Source organism: Pseudescherichia sp., assembly GCF_031987975.1.
Classification (GTDB): Bacteria; Pseudomonadota; Gammaproteobacteria; order Enterobacterales; family Enterobacteriaceae; genus Pseudescherichia.
This window is the reverse complement of the sequence record NZ_DALZYX010000002.1, coordinates 75,279-89,361: the sequence shown is the minus strand read 5'-3', so window position 1 is coordinate 89,361 and position 14,083 is coordinate 75,279. Positions and strand designations below refer to the sequence as shown.

Genomic DNA, 14,083 nt, shown 5'->3' with positions numbered 1-14,083 from the left:
CCGCGCTTAGCCAACGACCAGATTAAGCAGTTTACCTGCAACGTAAATCACTTTACGCACGGTAACGCCATCAAGATATTTTGCCACCAGAGGCTCCTGGCCGGCACGCTCGCGCACCTGCTCTTCGCTGGCGTCTACCGGCACGGTGATTTTACCACGTACCTTACCGTTCACCTGCACAACAACCAGGGTGGTGTTCTCCACCATCGCCTGCTCATCAGCCACCGGCCACGGTGCGTTGTCAATATCGCCTTCCCCTTTCAGCTCCTGCCAGAGTGTAAAGCAGGCATGCGGGGTGAACGGGTTCAGCATACGCACTACCGCCAGCAGCGCTTCCTGCATCAGGGCGCGATCCTGCTCGCCTTCCAGCGGCGCTTTCGCCAGCTTGTTCATCAGCTCCATGATCGCCGCAATGGCGGTGTTGAAGGTCTGACGACGACCGATATCATCGGTTACTTTGGCAATGGTTTTATGCACGTCACGGCGCAGCGCCTGCTGATCTTCGCTCAGCGCGGCAACGTCCAGCGCCGGAGCATCGCCCTGGGAGGTGTGCTCGTAGACCAGTTTCCAGACGCGCTTCAGGAAGCGGTTTGCCCCTTCAACGCCGGACTCCTGCCACTCGAGGGTCATATCCGCCGGCGAGGCGAACATCATAAACAGACGCACGGTATCCGCGCCGTAGCGCTCTACCATCTCCTGCGGATCGATGCCGTTGTTTTTCGACTTGGACATCTTGCTCATGCCGGTATAGACCAGCTCATGACCCGCCGCGTCTTGCGCTTTCACGATGCGGCCTTTTTCATCACGCTCGACGATCGCCTCTTTCGGGGAGACCCAGTTACGCTCGCCGTTTACGCCCACGTAGTAGAAGGCGTCTGCCAGCACCATGCCCTGGCAGAGCAGCTGCCTGGCTGGCTCGTCAGAGTTCACCATGCCCGCGTCGCGCATCAGCTTGTGGAAGAAGCGGAAGTAGAGCAGGTGCATGATGGCGTGTTCGATCCCGCCGATATAGATATCAACCGGCAGCCAGTAGTTGGCGGCGTTCGGATCCAGCATGCCCTCGTTGTACTGCGGGCAGGTATAGCGCGCATAGTACCAGGAGGACTCCATAAAGGTGTCAAAGGTGTCGGTTTCACGCAGCGCTGGCTGGCCGTTGACGGTGGTTTTTGCCCACTCGGGATCGGCTTTGATCGGGCTGGTAATACCATCCATCACCACGTCTTCCGGCAGAATAACCGGCAGCTGGTCTTCCGGAGTTGGCAGCACGGTGCCGTCTTCCAGGGTCACCATCGGGATGGGTGCACCCCAGTAGCGCTGGCGGGAGACGCCCCAGTCGCGCAGGCGGTAGTTAACCTTACGCTCACCGACGCCGTTAGCGGCCAGCTTGTCGGCAATGGCGTTAAACGCCGCCTCAAAGTTCAGGCCGTCAAACTCACCAGAGTTAAACAGCACGCCTTTTTCCGTCAGCGCCTGGGCGCTAAGGTCCGGCTCGGTGCCGTCGGCCGCGAGGATAACCGGCTTGATATCTAAGCCATATTTAGTCGCAAACTCGTAGTCGCGCTGGTCGTGGCCCGGGACGGCCATCACTGCGCCGGTGCCGTACTCCATCAGCACAAAGTTCGCTGCCCAGACCGGAATCGCTTCGCCGGTCAGCGGGTGAATAGCACGTACGCCGGTATCGACGCCTTTCTTCTCCATGGTCGCCATGTCTGCTTCGGCAACCTTGGTATTGCGGCATTCGGCGATAAAGTCGCCCAGCGCCGGGTTATAGGCTGCCGCCTGAGTGCTCAGCGGGTGGCCCGCGGCAACCGCCAGGTAGGTGACGCCCATAAAGGTGTCAGGACGGGTGGTGTAGACGGTCAGCTTGTCGTCGCTGTTCTCGACGTCGAAGGTGATCTCAACGCCTTCAGAGCGGCCGATCCAGTTGCGCTGCATGGTTTTAACGGTGTCCGGCCACTGATCCATATGATCCAGATCGTTCAGCAGCTCGTCAGCGTAGGCGGTGATTTTGATAAACCACTGCGGGATCTCTTTACGCTCAACCTTGGTGTCGCAGCGCCAGCAGCAGCCGTCGATCACCTGCTCGTTAGCCAGCACGGTCTGGTCATTCGGGCACCAGTTCACCGCCGAGGTCTTCTTATAGACCAGGCCTTTTTTATACAGCTCGGTAAAGAACTTCTGCTCCCAGCGGTAGTATTCCGGGGTGCAGGTTGCCAGCTCGCGGCTCCAGTCGTAGCCAAAACCCAGCATTTTGAGCTGGTTTTTCATGTAGTTGATATTGTCGTAGGTCCACGGGGCAGGCGCGGTATTGTTCTTCACCGCCGCACCTTCCGCAGGCAGGCCGAACGCATCCCAGCCGATAGGCTGCAGCACGTTTTTGCCCAGCATACGCTGATAGCGGGAGATCACATCGCCGATAGTGTAGTTACGCACGTGGCCCATGTGTAGCCGGCCAGAAGGATAGGGAAGCATAGAGAGGCAGTAGTACTTCTCTTTGCTCTCATCTTCGGTAACTTCAAATGTGCGCTTCTCTTCCCAGTGAAGCTGGACTTTGGATTCTATCTCTTCCGGGCGGTATTGCTCTTGCATGGCAGCCAGTGGTCCTGTTTTCAATACAGCTACAAGCGTAGCATTAAGATGTGGTGTGTAAGATCCGCATAGCATAGCCCAAACGCCAGTCTCAAAACAGCCTTTCGCGCTGACGGCGGTGAAAAGGGCCGACAGGCATCATTGCACGAATTTACACAGCCTGTGTCGCGGGTAGCAAAGCGGTGGGAAAATAAGGTCTATTATTAGAAGACGTTACCCAGCCCGGAGGCGAAAGGATGAACAAGGTTGCTCAATATTATCGTGAACAGGTTGCGACGCTGACCGAGCGCTTGCGCAGTGGCGATCGGGATATCGATGCGCTGGTGGAGCAGGCGCGACTGCGTGTGACCCAGACGGGCGAGTTAACGCCAACGGAGGTCGAAGAGCTGACGCGCGCCCTGCGTCGCGATCTCGAAGAGTTTGCCCGCAGCTACAACGAGAGCCAGGGCGAGGTCACCGACAGCGTATTTATGCGGGTGATTAAAGAGAGCCTGTGGCAGGAGCTGGCGGACATTACCGATAAAACCCAGCTGGAGTGGCGCGAGGTGTTTCAGGATCTGAACCACCACGGGGTCTACCATAGCGGTGAAGTGGTGGGGCTAGGCAACCTGGTGTGTGAGAAGTGCCACTATCACCTGGCGGTCTACACCCCGGATGCGCTGCCGCTCTGCCCGAAGTGCGGCCATGACCAGTTCCAGCGTCGGCCATTTGAGCCATAATGGAGAGTGGGTAGGCCGGGCAAACCCAGTGTCGCCCGGCAATTACCCCAATTAGTGCAGGATCTTCGCGAGGAAGTCTTTCGCGCGTTCGGATTTCGGATTGGCGAAGAAATCCTCTTTGGCGGAATCCTCGACGATCTTGCCTTCGTCCATAAAGATCACCCTTGTCGCTACTTTGCGCGCAAAGCCCATCTCGTGGGTGACTACCATCATGGTCATCCCCTCCTGCGCCAGCTCTACCATCACGTCCAGCACCTCATTGATCATCTCGGGATCGAGTGCAGAGGTCGGTTCGTCAAACAGCATCGCCACCGGATCCATACACAGAGCGCGGGCAATCGCCACACGCTGCTGCTGTCCGCCCGAAAGCTGGGCCGGGAACTTATCGGCGTGGGCGGTAAGACCTACTCGCTCCAGCAGCTTGAGACCTTTCTCCCGCGCCGCCGCCTTGTTGCGCTTCAGCACCTTTACCTGCGCCAGGGTCAGGTTTTCGATAATCGACAGGTGCGGAAACAGCTCAAAGTGCTGAAACACCATGCCGACGTGGGAACGTAGCTCGGCAAGGTTGGTTTTCTTATCGGTCACCTTGGTGCCGTTGACGATAATGTCACCCTGCTGCACCGGCTCGAGGCCGTTGACGGTTTTAATCAGCGTGGACTTACCGGAGCCGGACGGCCCGCAGACCACCACCACTTCACCTTTTTTTACTTCCGTGGAGCAGTCGGTCAGCACCTGAAAGTGACCATACCATTTTGAAACGTTTTTCAGGGAAATCATTAAACTGTCCTTTTCTTCAGATAGCTGACCAACAGTGAAGCACTGAGACTAATTGCAAAATAGACCACGCCGGCAAAGAGGATCATCTCCACCTGAGTACCATCACGCTCACCGATGGTGGAGGCGGTACGGAAGAAGTCAGCGAGGCTAAGCACGTACACCAGCGAGGTATCCTGGAACAGAACGATCCCCTGGGTGAGCAGCAGCGGCACCATCGCCCGGAAGGCCTGCGGCAGGATGATAAGCTTCATCGACTGCCAGTGGGTCATTCCGAGAGCCAGCGCCGCACTCGACTGCCCACGCGAGATGCTCTGGATACCGGCGCGGATAATCTCGGAGTAGTAGGCGGCTTCAAACATCGAGAAAGCCACCATCGCTGAGATCAGGCGGATATCGGTGGTCGGCGACAGGCCGAGCACGTTTTGCAGCAGCCCCGGCACAATCAGGTAGAACCACAGCAGCACCATTACCAGCGGGATAGAGCGGAACACGTTGACGTAGGCGGTGGCAAACCAGGCGAACGGCTTAAAGCTCGACAGGCGCAGCACCGCCAGAATGGTGCCCCAGATGATGCCGACCAGCACCGCAGTAATGGTAATTTTCAGCGTGATGACCAGCCCGTCCAGCAGGTAGGGCATCGCCGGGAGAATGGAACTCCAGTCAAATTCATACATCGTTATTTGCTCCCCATATTGCCTGGCAGGCGAACTTTGCGTTCCACCAGATTCATTACCAGCATAATGAAGGCGTTAATCAGCACGTAGGCGAGGGTGATCGCAGTAAAGGATTCCCAGGCGTGGGCGGAGTAGTCCAGCAGCTTGCCCGCCTGCGCGGCCATATCCACCAGCCCGATGGTTGAGGCGATGGCTGAGTTTTTCACCAGGTTCATCATCTCAGAGGTCATCGGCGGCACAATCACGCGATAGGCGTTAGGCAGCAGCACGTAGCGGTAGGTCTGCGGCAGCGTTAGCCCCATCGCCAGGCCCGCGTTCTTTTGCCCGCGTGGCAGCGACTGAATGGCCGCTCGCACCTGCTCACAGACGCGCGCTGCGGTAAACAGACCCAGACAGATCATCGACGAGAGGAAGAACTGAATATTGGGGTCAAGCTCTGCTTTAAACCACATGCCGAGATCTTCCGGCAGCAGCTCTGGCACAACTAAATACCAGGTAAAGAACTGCACGATCAGCGGAACGTTACGGAACAGCTCAACGTAAATAGTCCCGATCCCGGACAGGAAACGGTTGGGCACGGTGCGGAGAATACCAAACAGCGAGCCGACCAGAAATGCGATGATCCAGGCGGTGATTGACAGCGCGACCGTGACCTGAAAACCGCTCCACAGCCAGCCTAAATAGGTGGTGTTGCCGAACGGGGCCTGTTGCAGAAAAATACCCCAGTTCCAGTCTATTGACATACATGTACCTCAGAAAAAAAAGGGTAGCAGCGCTACCCTCGAAGATTGGTGAGAAGCTTTACGCACCTTTTTATGCGTAAGCGTCGCGCCAGATGGGGGAACGACCCTCCAGCGTCTAGTCTGTCCGTGCTTCCCGTCAATCGAGAGGGCGAAAGTCGCCCTGTGTTTCTAGTTAGTTAAGTGCTTTATCGTTCGGCGTTTTGAACAGAGCCTGCATCTCGTCAGAAAGCTCGAAGTTCATGTTCAGGTTTTTCGGCGGAATTGGGTTCTTGAACCACTTATCAAACCACTTCGCCGCTTCGCCGGAGGTCTGCGCCTGGGCGATGGTGTCATCCATCAGCTTTTTGAACTGCGGATCGTCTTTACGCAGCATACAGCCGTAGGCTTCTTCAGACTGCGGCTTGCCAACGATCTCCCAGTTGTCCGGCTTCTTCGCTTTCGCACGTTCGCCAGCCAGCAGGGCGTCATCCATCATAAAGGCCACCGCACGACCGCTCTCCAGGGTACGGAAGGAGTCACCGTGATCTTTCGCGCTGATGATGCGCATATCCATCTTCTGCTCGTCGTTCAGCTTGTGCAGCAGCACCTCAGAGGTGGTACCGGAGGTGACCACCACCGCTTTGCCTTTCAGGTCCGGGAAGTCCTTAATGTCGCCGCCTTTTTTCGCCAGCAGGCGGGTGCCGACGACGAAGATAGTGTTAGAGAAAGCGGCCTGCTTCTGGCGCTCCAGGTTGTTGGTGGTGGAGCCACACTCGAAATCAAAGGTGCCGTTCTGCAGCAGCGGGATACGGTTCTGTGAGGTGATCGGGATCAGTTTGACCTGCAGATCGGGTTTGTTCAGCTGTTTTTTAACGGCTTCAACGATCGCGTTGGAGTAGTCCTGTGAGTAGCCGACAACTTTCTGCTGGTTGTCATAGTAAGAGAACGGGACGGAAGACTCACGGTGGCCGACTACGATCACGCCGTTTTTGGCAATTTTATCGAGCGTGCTGCCGGCTGCCGGTGCATCTTCGGCATGTGCCAGACCGGCGCTCATTCCCACTAACAGCATTGCCGCGGTCAGTTTACGTAATTGCATATCCAACTCCTTCATCGTCAGCGCCAGGGACGCATTGATACCCAGTGTGTGTGTTTGTGTTGTTATATCCTGCAGCACAAGCATGCAGTGTTATGCGTGTTTGTTAACATTTAGTGTGGCTTGGTGTAAACATTTTGCTGCTTTATTGTTTCGTTTTGCGAAGCGCACCGCACCATTTCGAGGCAGAAAACGCCGTCTGCACCTTTTTAGTGCTTCAGGTGTTCACTGCTGGTGCATCGTTATGGCGCATCGGCAAAGATCCGCAGCTGCCTGATATTATTAAGCAATTGCTGTGCCAGGTTGGGATGTGCAGAAGGGGTTATGAAGGAGTAGGCCCGGCAAGCGAAGTGCCGCCGGGCAATGAGAAAAGATTATTTAACGCGACGCTGACGCAGGCTCATAATTACTGCGCCAAAGCCGAACAGCGCGGTAAGGATCCACAGCGGCCAGCTGCCGGTACGGGCGTACGGCGTCAGGCCGGTGGTCGGCGTCACGTTGGTTGTGAGCACCTGACGGGTGAACTGCGGCAGCATGGCCTGAATCTCACCCTGCGGACCGATCACGGCGGTAATGCCGTTATTGGTGCTGCGCAGTAGCGGACGCGCCAGCTCCAGGGAGCGCATCCGCGCCATCTGGAAGTGCTGCCACGGACCGATGGACTTACCGAACCACGCATCGTTAGAGATGGTCAGCAGGAAGTCGGTATTGGGCCGGAAGTTATCCCGCACCTGCTCGCCAAGGATGATCTCGTAGCAGATGGCCGGGGTAAGCTCAAACCCATGGGCCGACAGCTGGGGCTGCACGTAGGGACCGCGACTGAACGAGGACATCGGCAGATCGAAGAACGGGGCTAGCGGGCGCAGAATAGACTCCAGCGGCACGAACTCGCCAAACGGCACCAGATGGTTTTTGTTGTAGCGATTCGTGGAGTTGTAGCTGTACGCGCTCTCTTTGCCCAGGGTAATGATGGTGTTATAGGTGTCGTAGCGGTTCTGTTTGTTCAGACGTGCGTCAACGATGCCGGTGATCAGCGTCGTATCCCTCGCCCGCAGCAGATCGTTCATCGTGCTCAAGAAGCGCTGCTGGTTGATCTCCAGATCCGGAATGGCTGACTCCGGCCAGATAATCAGCTGCGACTTGCCCATCTCCCGCTCGGTAGCATCGAGATAGATATTCAGCGTATTCTCCAGCTGCCCCTCTTCCCACTTCAGGGACTGGGGAATATTGCCCTGCACCAGAGAGACCTGGGTAGTGCGCTCCGTCACTGGGGTAAACCACTGGATGTAGCGCAGCGGGAAGGGGAGGGCAAAGAGCACCACCGCTACCGCCAGGGTACGCCAGCTGCGATGAACCGCCGCCAGCACCAGCAGGCCGCTGACCACCATCAGCAGGAAGTTGATCGCCTCAACGCCCATCACCGGCGCCAGCCCCTTCAGCGGGCCGTCAATCTGGCTGTAGCCAAACTGCAACCACGGGAAGCCGGTCAGCACCCAGCCGCGCAGGAACTCGGTAAGCTGCCAGACCACCGGCGCGGCGATAGCCACGCGGATAGCGCTGGTACGCGGCCAGAGACGGGAGAGGATCCCGGCGAACAGGCCGGTATAGAGCGACAGATAGGCTGCCAGCAGCACCACGAGGAAGACGTTTACCGGTCCTGGCATACCGCCAAACTGGGCGATACTGACGTAGACCCAGTTGATGCCAGTACCAAAGAGACCGAATCCCCATGCATAGCCGATGGCTGCCGCCTGAAGCGGACGGCGGTTAAGCGTCAGCCCCTGCAGGCCGATAAGGGAGATAAGCGCGGCTGGCCAGAAGTCATAAGGAGAAAAAGCCAGCGTTCCGCTGGCTCCCAATAACAGCGCCAGCAGCAGACGTACGCGCTGACGCTCAAGCAGTGAGGCAAATACCATTTACATTACTCGTCCAGGTGGATTACTCGTCCAGTTTAGGCTGCGCTGCGTCTTCTGGCATTTTTACGTGAACCTGAATAATACGACGGCTATCGGCCATGGCGACCTTAAACTGGTAACCATCGATATCGATAGCTTCGCCCCGTGCTGGCAGGTGGCCAAAGGCCTGCATTACCAGACCGCCGATGGTATCGACCTCTTCATCGCTGAAGTGGGTCCCAAAGGACTCATTGAAGTCTTCAATGGAGGCCAGGGCGCGCACCGTCCAGGTGTGACGGCTAAGCTGGCGGAAATCGATATCTTCCTCTTCGTCGTACTCATCTTCAATTTCGCCGACGATAAGTTCAAGAATATCTTCGATGGTCACGAGGCCCGAGACGCCGCCAAACTCATCAATAACGATCGCCATATGGTAGCGCTGTGAGCGGAACTCTTTCAGCATCCGGTCAACCCGTTTGCTCTCCGGGACAACCACCGCCGGACGGAGCACTTTTTCCATGCTGAAGGCTTCGGCATCGCTGCGCATAAAGGGCAGCAGATCCTTGGCCATCAAAATCCCTTCGATGTGGTCTTTATCTTCGCTGATCACCGGGAAGCGGGAGTGGGCAGACTCGATAATCACATCGAGGCACTCATCCAGCGTCTGGTTACGTTTCAGGGTGATCATCTGCGAGCGAGGGATCATGATGTCGCGAACGCGCTGGTCGGCAATATCCATTACCCCTTCCAGCATGTCGCGCGTATCTTCATCGATCAGCTCGTTTTGCCCGGAGTCGCGGATAAGCGCCAGAAGTTCGTCACGGTTCTTTGGTTCGCCGTGAAAGAGCTGGCTCAGTAAGAGGGAGAAGAATCCCTTTTTGCTGCTGTTAAGAGGGTCGCTACTGTGTGAATTGTCGTCGCTCATGGCGTCGTATGGGTTCTCATGTTAATAAATGTGTTGTCCGGCGCGTAAACTCAGCGCCAGACGGCTCAGAAGTAGCCAGGCTACTCCTTCTCGGCAATGTACGGATCCTCATAGCCCAGAGCAAGCATTATCTCTGTTTCCAGGCTCTCCATCTCTTCGGCCTCGTCATCTTCAATATGATCGTAGCCCAGCAGGTGCAGACTGCCATGCACCACCATATGCGCCCAGTGCGCCTCCAGCGGCTTTTCCTGCTCTTTCGCCTCCTGCTCTACCACCTGGCGGCAGATAATCAGGTCACCAAGCAGCGGCAGCTCGATACCCGGCGGCGCTTCAAACGGGAACGAGAGTACGTTGGTCGGCTTGTCCTTGCCGCGATAGGTCAGATTAAGCTCGTGGCTCTCCGCCTCATCCACGAGGCGGATAGTCACTTCGGACTCCTCCTGAAACTGCGGGATAACCGCGTTCAGCCAGCCCTGGAACTGTGCTTCATCTGGCAGGCCGCTCGCGTCATCACACGCCAGCTGTAAATCGAGGATTACCGAACTCATTTCTGCTCATGCTCCTGCTGCTGGGCTTCGCGCTTACGCTCGGCGGCCAGCTCGGCTTTACGTTTCTGCTCTGTCTCTTCCCACGCCTCATAGGCGGTCACGATGCGGGCTACCACCGGGTGGCGTACCACGTCCTCGCTGTGGAAGAAGTTAAAGCTAATCTCATCGACCTCTGCCAGCACTTCAATAGCGTGGCGCAGGCCGGACTTGGTGCTGCGCGGCAGGTCAACCTGGGTGATATCCCCGGTGATCACTGCTTTCGAGTTAAAGCCAATACGCGTCAGGAACATCTTCATCTGTTCGATGGTGGTGTTCTGGCTCTCATCGAGAATGATAAAGGCGTCGTTCAGCGTGCGGCCGCGCATGTAGGCCAGCGGCGCAACTTCAATCACGTTACGCTCCATCAGCTTCTCAACCTTCTCAAAGCCCAGCATCTCAAACAGCGCGTCGTACAGGGGACGCAGATACGGGTCAACCTTCTGGCTCAGATCGCCAGGCAGAAAGCCGAGCTTCTCACCGGCTTCCACCGCCGGACGGGTCAGCAGAATACGGCGGATCTCCTGGCGCTCCAGGGCATCGACCGCGGCGGCGACGGCGAGGTAGGTTTTCCCTGTCCCGGCCGGCCCAATGCCGAAGGTGATGTCGTGATCGAGAATATTGGCGATGTACTGCGCCTGGTTTGGCGTACGCGGTTTGATGACTCCGCGCTTGGTTTTGATAGTGACCGCTTTACCATACTCCGGCACGCTCTCGGCGCTCTGCTCCAGCACACGGGCTTCTTTGATCGCCAGATGGATCTGTTCGGGTTCAATATCCTGAGTTTGGCCGCGCATCGGGGCGGTATCAACATAGAGGCTGCGCAGGATATCTGCGGCGGCATTCACGCTGATCGTACGTCCGGTGAGTTTGAAGTGGTTATCGCGGCGGTTAATTTCGATGCCCAATCGACGTTCAAGCTGTTTGATGTTGTCGTCAAACGGGCCGCATAAACTCAGCAGACGGGCATTGTCAGCTGGTTCAAGGGTGATTTCACGGGTTTCAGTATTCAATCGATTCCTCTTTTACCTGACTGGCCGGATGGAATAGGGATATGGGGGCGATGAGCGGAAAAAACAAGGCCTGCCGGAGGGGCAGGCCGGGGGGATCAGGGCTGGAAGAGACCGACGCCCAGTTCGTTCTCTTTACGGGTGCGGGCAATGACCGATTCCGGCGTTTCGGTTACGCGCAGGCCCATCTCCGCTTCGGTGCGCACGACTTTACCGCGCAATGAATTAGTATAGACATCGGTGATTTCGACGTCCACGAACTTGCCGATCATCTCCGGGGTGCCCTCGAAGTTCACCACACGGTTGTTCTCGGTACGACCGGACAGCTCCATAATGCTCTTACGGGAGGTGCCCTCCACCAGAATACGCTGGGTGGTGCCGATCATTCTGCGGCTCCAGGCCATCGCTTGCTGGTTGATGCGCTCCTGCAGGATGTAGAGGCGCTGCTTCTTATCCTCTTCCGGCACGTCATCGACCATATCAGCGGCCGGTGTGCCTGGACGGGCAGAGAAGATAAAGCTATAGCTCACATCGAAGTTGACCTCGGCGATCAGCTTCATGGTCTGCTCGAAGTCCTGGGTAGTTTCACCCGGGAAGCCGACGATAAAGTCGGAGCTGATCTGGATATCCGGACGCGCCGCACGCAGCTTACGGATAATCGCTTTGTACTCCAGCGCGGTATGGGTCCGGCCCATCAGGTTCAGAACGCGATCCGCGCCGCTCTGTACCGGCAGGTGCAGGAAGCTCACCAGCTCCGGCGTATCGCGGTAGACCTCGATGATATCGTCGGTGAACTCAATCGGGTGGCTGGTGGTAAAGCGGATGCGATCGATACCGTCGATGGCGGCCACCAGGCGCAGCAGTTCAGCAAACGATCCGGTCGTGCCGTCGTAGTTCTCTCCGCGCCAGGCATTCACGTTCTGGCCGAGCAGGTTAACTTCGCGCACGCCCTGCGCCGCCAGCTGGGCGATCTCAAACAGAATATCGTCACAGGGACGGCTGACCTCTTCACCACGGGTGTAGGGCACCACGCAGTAGGTACAGTATTTATTGCAGCCTTCCATGATAGAGACGAAGGCGGTCGGGCCGTCGGCACGCGGCTCCGGTAGGCGGTCAAACTTTTCGATCTCCGGGAAGCTGATGTCAACGATCGGGCTGCGGTTGCCGCGCACGGAGTTGATCATCTCCGGCAGGCGGTGCAGAGTCTGCGGCCCAAAAACAATATCGACGCAGCGGGCGCGCTGACGAATAAGATCGCCCTCCTGAGAGGCGACGCAGCCGCCGACGCCAATGATGAGATCCGGATTCTTCTCTTTTAAGAGCTTCCAGCGCCCAAGCAGATGGAACACCTTCTCCTGAGCCTTCTCGCGGATAGAGCAGGTATTGAGCAGCAGCAAGTCTGCCTCTTCCGCCACGTCGGTCAGCTGATAGCCATGGGTGGCATCCAGCAGGTCGGCCATCTTGGATGAATCGTACTCGTTCATCTGACAGCCCCAGGTTTTAATATGGAGTTTTTTGGTCATCGACTTGCTCTATTAAACGCGAGGATTTCAGGCCGCGTATTGTAATGCTTTGGTCGGGCGCTGACCATAGTTCATCTCCCGACCCCATAAAATCGAAAATCCTGTAAACTTAAGGGAATTATCAATAAGGACAATTGACCATGGTAAATCAACCAACTGAGGTCGCCGTCGTTGGCGGCGGTATGGTCGGCGGCGCGCTGGCGCTTGGCCTGGCGCAGCATGGTTTTGCGGTAACGGTCATCGAGCAGGCCGCCCCCCCAGAGTTTGACGCCAGTATAGCGCCAGACGTACGCATTTCTGCGATAAGCACCGCATCTGTGGCACTGCTGCGCGGGCTGGGCGTCTGGGACAGCGTGCTGGCGATGCGCTGCCACCCGTGGCGTCGGCTGGAGACCTGGGAGTGGGAGAACGCCCACGTGGTCTTTGACGCCAGCGATCTTAAGCTGCCTCAGCTGGGCTATATGGTTGAGAATAACGTGCTGCAACGCGCGCTGTGGGATGCGCTTGCGACCCATCCGCAGGTGACGCTACGCGCCCCGGCGATGCTCAAGGCAATGCACAATCACGGTCATCAGCATGAGCTGGTATTTGACAATGACGAGACGCTGCTGGCAAAGCTGGTGATTGGCGCAGACGGTGCAAACTCGCAGGTGCGGCAGTGGGCGGGGATTGGCATTCACGCCTGGCAGTACCAGCAGTCCTGTATGCTCATCACCGTGGAGTGTGAAAAGGATCCGGGCGACAGCACCTGGCAGCAGTTCACCCCGCACGGACCGCACGCCTTCCTGCCGCTGTTCGATCGCTGGGCGTCGCTGGTGTGGTACGACACCCCGGCGCGCATTCGCCAGCTGCGCACCCTGACGATGCCGCAGCTGCAACGTGAAATCGAGAAGTTCTTCCCGGCGCGGCTGGGCAAGGTAACGCCGATTGCTGCCGGTGCCTTCCCACTGACCCGCCGCCACGCTTTGCAGTATGTGCAGCCGGGGCTGGCGCTGGTGGGTGACGCTGCCCACACGATCCACCCGCTGGCGGGGCAGGGGGTTAACCTTGGCTATCGCGACGTAGATGCGCTGCTGGAGGTGTTGACGACTGCGCGCAGCCAGGGCGAGGAGTGGGCCAGCCAGCGCGTGCTTAAGCGCTACCAGACGCGGCGGATGGCGGATAACTACATTATGCAGAGCGGCATGGATCTCTTCTATGCCGGATTCAGCAATAACCTCGGTCCGCTACGCGTGCTGCGCAACATGGGGCTGATGGCCGCCCAGCGCGCCGGGATGCTGAAAACCCAGGCGCTGAAGTATGCGCTAGGCCTGTAACGATGATGCCGGGGCAACCCGGCACAGCAATCTGGTAAAAGCACAAAAACAAAAAAGCCCGCCGAAGCGAGCTTTTTTGTTTTATGTGGCTGGGGTACGAGGATTCGAACCTCGGAATGCTGGAATCAGAATCCAGTGCCTTACCGCTTGGCGATACCCCAACAGGGTGCGTTCACTTACGCAAACGTCTTTTGAAATTGGCTGGGGTACGAGGATTCGAACCTCGGAATGCTGGAATCAGAATCCAGTGCCT

The 14,083-nt window shown here is 57.5% G+C and carries 12 protein-coding genes and 2 tRNA genes (1 of these 14 running past the window's edge); 2 read left to right on the top strand and 12 right to left on the bottom strand.

Annotated features, from left to right (window positions below; translation table 11 throughout):
• Positions 1–6: 6 nt before the first annotated feature.
• On the bottom strand, positions 7–2,589 hold the full coding sequence (leuS, locus tag RTN40_RS03770) for a leucine--tRNA ligase (RefSeq protein WP_312227283.1): 2,583 nt from the start codon (positions 2,587–2,589) through the stop codon (positions 7–9).
• Between the two features lie 236 nt (positions 2,590–2,825).
• On the opposite strand from leuS, the gene RTN40_RS03765 reads away from it, so the two are divergent.
• Positions 2,826–3,308 (top strand): zinc ribbon-containing protein, encoded by a 483-nt coding sequence (locus RTN40_RS03765; RefSeq protein ID WP_103819865.1) that lies wholly within the window; start codon positions 2,826–2,828, stop codon positions 3,306–3,308.
• Positions 3,309–3,359: 51 nt separating this feature from the next.
• Here RTN40_RS03765 and RTN40_RS03760 read toward each other — a convergent pair whose 3' ends face one another.
• The 9 genes from RTN40_RS03760 to miaB all read right to left on the bottom strand — a co-directional run bounded on the left by RTN40_RS03760 (position 3,360) and on the right by miaB (position 12,514).
• Entirely contained in the window at positions 3,360–4,085 is a 726-nt protein-coding gene (locus RTN40_RS03760) for an amino acid ABC transporter ATP-binding protein (protein ID WP_312227282.1), read from the bottom strand.
• Positions 4,085–4,759 (bottom strand): glutamate/aspartate ABC transporter permease GltK, encoded by a 675-nt coding sequence (gene gltK / locus RTN40_RS03755; RefSeq protein WP_312227281.1) that lies wholly within the window; start codon positions 4,757–4,759, stop codon positions 4,085–4,087. Before gltK ends, RTN40_RS03760 begins: the two co-directional genes overlap by 1 nt.
• Before the next feature lie 2 nt (positions 4,760–4,761).
• Positions 4,762–5,502 (bottom strand): glutamate/aspartate ABC transporter permease GltJ, encoded by a 741-nt coding sequence (gene gltJ / locus RTN40_RS03750; RefSeq protein WP_312227280.1) that lies wholly within the window; start codon positions 5,500–5,502, stop codon positions 4,762–4,764.
• A 172-nt stretch (positions 5,503–5,674) separates the two neighbouring features.
• Entirely contained in the window at positions 5,675–6,580 is a 906-nt protein-coding gene (locus RTN40_RS03745) for an amino acid ABC transporter substrate-binding protein (protein ID WP_312227279.1), read from the bottom strand.
• Between the two features lie 371 nt (positions 6,581–6,951).
• Positions 6,952–8,493, bottom strand: a complete 1,542-nt coding sequence (gene lnt / locus RTN40_RS03740; RefSeq protein ID WP_312227278.1) for an apolipoprotein N-acyltransferase — start codon at positions 8,491–8,493, stop codon at positions 6,952–6,954.
• A 22-nt stretch (positions 8,494–8,515) separates the two neighbouring features.
• Positions 8,516–9,397: a CNNM family magnesium/cobalt transport protein CorC gene (corC, locus tag RTN40_RS03735; RefSeq protein WP_312227277.1), complete on the bottom strand. Its 882-nt coding sequence runs from the start codon at positions 9,395–9,397 to the stop codon at positions 8,516–8,518.
• 80 nt (positions 9,398–9,477) lie between these two features.
• Positions 9,478–9,945: an rRNA maturation RNase YbeY gene (gene ybeY, locus RTN40_RS03730; RefSeq protein ID WP_312227276.1), complete on the bottom strand. Its 468-nt coding sequence runs from the start codon at positions 9,943–9,945 to the stop codon at positions 9,478–9,480.
• On the bottom strand, positions 9,942–10,994 hold the full coding sequence (locus RTN40_RS03725) for a PhoH family protein (protein ID WP_312227275.1): 1,053 nt from the start codon (positions 10,992–10,994) through the stop codon (positions 9,942–9,944). The genes ybeY and RTN40_RS03725 overlap by 4 nt, the downstream gene beginning before the upstream one ends.
• A gap of 95 nt (positions 10,995–11,089) precedes the next feature.
• Positions 11,090–12,514, bottom strand: coding sequence for a tRNA (N6-isopentenyl adenosine(37)-C2)-methylthiotransferase MiaB (miaB, locus tag RTN40_RS03720; protein ID WP_312227274.1), 1,425 nt, complete (start codon positions 12,512–12,514; stop codon positions 11,090–11,092).
• Between the two features lie 140 nt (positions 12,515–12,654).
• Between miaB and ubiF the strand changes: the two genes are divergently transcribed.
• The gene (gene ubiF, locus RTN40_RS03715) at positions 12,655–13,830 is read left to right on the top strand and encodes a 3-demethoxyubiquinol 3-hydroxylase (RefSeq protein ID WP_312227273.1); all 1,176 of its coding nucleotides are present in this window, start codon (positions 12,655–12,657) and stop codon (positions 13,828–13,830) included.
• An 86-nt stretch (positions 13,831–13,916) separates the two neighbouring features.
• On the opposite strand, the gene RTN40_RS03710 is transcribed toward ubiF, so the two are convergent.
• Both RTN40_RS03710 and RTN40_RS03705 read right to left on the bottom strand, forming a co-directional pair.
• Positions 13,917–13,991, bottom strand: a tRNA-Gln gene (locus RTN40_RS03710).
• Between the two features lie 37 nt (positions 13,992–14,028).
• Positions 14,029–14,083: transfer RNA gene (locus tag RTN40_RS03705), tRNA-Gln, on the bottom strand (it continues 120 nt past the right edge of the window).

Bases quoted from the DNA above. Each gene is read 5' to 3' on its own strand.
- leuS (WP_312227283.1), bottom strand. From the start codon at position 2,589: ATGCAAGAGCAATACCGCCCGGAAGAGATAGAATCCAAAGTCCAGCTT.
- RTN40_RS03765 (WP_103819865.1), top strand. From the start codon at position 2,826: ATGAACAAGGTTGCTCAATATTATCGTGAACAGGTTGCGACGCTGACC.
- RTN40_RS03760 (WP_312227282.1), bottom strand. From the start codon at position 4,085: ATGATTTCCCTGAAAAACGTTTCAAAATGGTATGGTCACTTTCAGGTG.
- gltK (WP_312227281.1), bottom strand. From the start codon at position 4,759: ATGTATGAATTTGACTGGAGTTCCATTCTCCCGGCGATGCCCTACCTG.
- gltJ (WP_312227280.1), bottom strand. From the start codon at position 5,502: ATGTCAATAGACTGGAACTGGGGTATTTTTCTGCAACAGGCCCCGTTC.
- RTN40_RS03745 (WP_312227279.1), bottom strand. From the start codon at position 6,580: ATGCAATTACGTAAACTGACCGCGGCAATGCTGTTAGTGGGAATGAGC.
- lnt (WP_312227278.1), bottom strand. From the start codon at position 8,493: ATGGTATTTGCCTCACTGCTTGAGCGTCAGCGCGTACGTCTGCTGCTG.
- corC (WP_312227277.1), bottom strand. From the start codon at position 9,397: ATGAGCGACGACAATTCACACAGTAGCGACCCTCTTAACAGCAGCAAA.
- ybeY (WP_312227276.1), bottom strand. From the start codon at position 9,945: ATGAGTTCGGTAATCCTCGATTTACAGCTGGCGTGTGATGACGCGAGC.
- miaB (WP_312227274.1), bottom strand. From the start codon at position 12,514: ATGACCAAAAAACTCCATATTAAAACCTGGGGCTGTCAGATGAACGAG.
- ubiF (WP_312227273.1), top strand. From the start codon at position 12,655: ATGGTAAATCAACCAACTGAGGTCGCCGTCGTTGGCGGCGGTATGGTC.